At 42.5% G+C, this 1,258-nt stretch carries 1 protein-coding gene and 1 pseudogene; both read left to right on the top strand.

Annotation, left to right across the window (positions count from 1 at the left end; genetic code table 11):
- Positions 1-285: 285 nt before the first annotated feature.
- On the top strand, positions 286-987 hold the full coding sequence (locus CDG79_RS40530; RefSeq protein WP_094347046.1) for a DUF433 domain-containing protein: 702 nt from the start codon (positions 286-288) through the stop codon (positions 985-987).
- Positions 984-1,258, top strand: a pseudogene (locus tag CDG79_RS40535) (hypothetical protein); the annotation flags it as partial. The gene CDG79_RS40530 and the pseudogene CDG79_RS40535, both read left to right, overlap by 4 nt.

Raw genomic sequence — 1,258 nt, forward strand, 5'->3', positions numbered from 1 at the left:
CTATCGCTCTTTTATGACTCTCGTCGGATAAAAATCATCCACCCTTATTTTTAAGGACTTTGATGAATTTAGGCGTAGGTTGGGTTGAGGAACGAAACCCAACACCAACAATCTCTGGTTTTGTTGGGTTTCACTTCGTTCAACCCAACCTACGAATATTTTATTTTTTCGGAGTAATAAAAGAGCGCTATAGTTGCTCTACAGTAGCTTTATTAAATGGTCATATATTGAATATCACTTAAATTTACTCAATAATAGAAATAAACATCTCTGGTAGGCACGCTTATGACCGAGCTTTACGGAGAAACTGACCCTAGAGACATTCCCACCTACTCCATTAGCGATGCTGCTCGTTACTTGCGTATTCCAGTCGGCACTGTTCGATCTTGGACGATTGGGAGACACTATCCAATCTCAAACGGTTCCAGCTTCTTTAGACCGCTAATTCCAATTCGTGATCTTAAACCACGACTTCTCTCATTCACCAATTTAGTTGAGGTTCATGTTCTAAGAGCAATTCGCAAACACCATCAAATTGATTTAGGCAATGTGCGAACCGCTCTTGATTTTATTGATGAACAATTTCAAGCATCTCACCCACTTGCTCGTGAACGTTTTCTTACCGATGGTGTTGACCTGTTTATTGAGCGATATGGCTCTTTGATTAATGCCTCTAAAAAGGTACAAACGGAGCTAAAAGAAGCTTTTGCTGCTCACCTTGAACGAATTGAACCAGACGATACAGGGCTTGCAATCAAGCTTTACCCGTTTACCCGCTCTCACGAGGAAGACAACCCTCGCGTTGTCGTCATCGATCCTCGTATCGCCTTTGGTCGCCTTGTCATCGTTGGAACAGGGATTGCTACCAGCGTCTTGGCAGAGCGCTATCAAGCAGGTGATTCAATTGACGAGCTTGCTTATGATTACGACTGCGATCGGCTTATGATTGAAGAAGCTATCCGGTGTGAACTACCTGCTGTTGCATGACCCAGCCTCAATCGATTACGTTTTTCATAGATAGATGTCTAGGTAATAAGCGTATTGTACAAACACTTCGCGGTGCAGGTATCACTATTGAAATTCATGATGAACACTTTGAAAAAGGCGCTCAAGACGTAAACTGGTTGCCAGAGATTGGCAAAAGAGGCTGGGTTGTTTTGACCAAAGATGGCAGGATTAGCAACAACTTAATAGAAAGGATTGCTGTTGCACGCGCTCAGGTAAAGATGTTTATATTTGCTTCCCAAAGTGTATCAGG

The sequence above is a fragment of the Nostoc sp. 'Peltigera membranacea cyanobiont' 232 genome, from assembly GCF_002245985.1.
Classification (GTDB): Bacteria; Cyanobacteriota; Cyanobacteriia; order Cyanobacteriales; family Nostocaceae; genus Nostoc.